The sequence below is a fragment of the Arsenophonus nasoniae DSM 15247 genome, from assembly GCF_000429565.1.
Lineage (GTDB): Bacteria > Pseudomonadota > Gammaproteobacteria > Enterobacterales > Enterobacteriaceae > Arsenophonus > Arsenophonus nasoniae.
In genome coordinates this window covers 1-1,158 of record NZ_AUCC01000276.1, presented here as the reverse complement: position 1 = coordinate 1,158, position 1,158 = coordinate 1, and the positions used below count along the sequence as shown (strand labels likewise).

Annotated in this window: 1 protein-coding gene and 1 pseudogene; both read right to left on the bottom strand. The window is 41.3% G+C overall.

Going from position 1 to position 1,158, the window contains the following annotated elements; translation table 11 throughout:
* Nucleotides 1-132: 132 nt before the first annotated feature.
* A pseudogene (locus tag G468_RS25015) lies at nt 133-315 on the bottom strand (IS256 family transposase); the annotation flags it as partial.
* 315 nt (nt 316-630) lie between these two features.
* The coding region (locus G468_RS0118355) for an Rpn family recombination-promoting nuclease/putative transposase (protein ID WP_026824193.1) at nt 631-1,158 on the bottom strand (528 nt) is incomplete at its 5' end.

Genomic DNA, 1,158 nt, shown 5'->3' with positions numbered 1-1,158 from the left:
GCCGCAGCCAGGGGGGACTTATCGGGTAGCAATGAACCCTCGCGTTAGCGCTCCTGCCAAGCGTTTAGCGACAGATTGATTTTTTTATTTGCTAAAAAGTGACGAGTTATTAGCAAATCTGGTGTATGGCGATCAGGCTACGTTCCGCTCTGATGCTTCGTGAATCTGTTCTCCATCCTTAAATTGGACGTTGCTTACCACCAGGGTCAGCAGGTCAAATCCTCTTAGTCGGTTCCAGCTTTTCTGAGCAGACTAGAGCAGCTTAAATACCATTGACAGTGTTGTTTCTCTTAAACCGCAGTTCTTTGCCCGCCTGGGCGCGGGTAAACAAGCAACGGAATTGTTGTCAGAAAGAATGCATAACCTGGAGAAAAAACGATGGTTACTCAGCTAAACCTAGGGTTAATGTATCTAAAATCAGGGTGTTAGATGAAAAAATACATTATCTGATGAAAATTTAACCTACCACAATCTCAATAAATCGCGCTTCTCTCTTTTTAGTAATAATCGATGACTTTTGTTCCTCACCTTACGTGCGATTCAATTTCCTAACCATGAACTTGAAGTCTGTTCTTTCTGTGAAGCCTTTCTAGGGCGATTGAGGCTTAATTTCTGGCAATCAGTCATGCCTTAATCTTTAAACAGGTTGCTCATTTCGGCATCAGTCAAACCCGTAAATTTCATCACCGATTGTCTATCCATACCACTTTCGAGCATTTGGCGCGCTATTTTCATCGAAGCCTGTTTTTCGCCTTCCAGCTTGCCTTTCTGGATGCCCTTTTGCATCCCATTTTGTTCACCAATTTGAATACCCTTTTGAATACCTATTTCTTCAATTTGTTGAGCAATAGTCATAAGTGCTCCTTCGTGTTTTTCTGATTGTTTGGCTATCTCAGTTATGAATTGCATAGGTTTTTGAGCATTACCTTCTTGTATGAGATAGTTAAACATAGTTATTACTTGATTATCGGTATAATAATTATACGACAACAGCGTGACAATTTCATTCATAAGCTCGGTCATATCCCGTCGGCGAATGTGTTTTTGTATTAACTCCAGTAGCGCCATTCGCTTGTGCTGCATAATCTCACCATCATCTAATGTGGTGACATCAGCTAATCGAAAGGGATTGGTATAAATACGCTCTGCTAGTTTCCT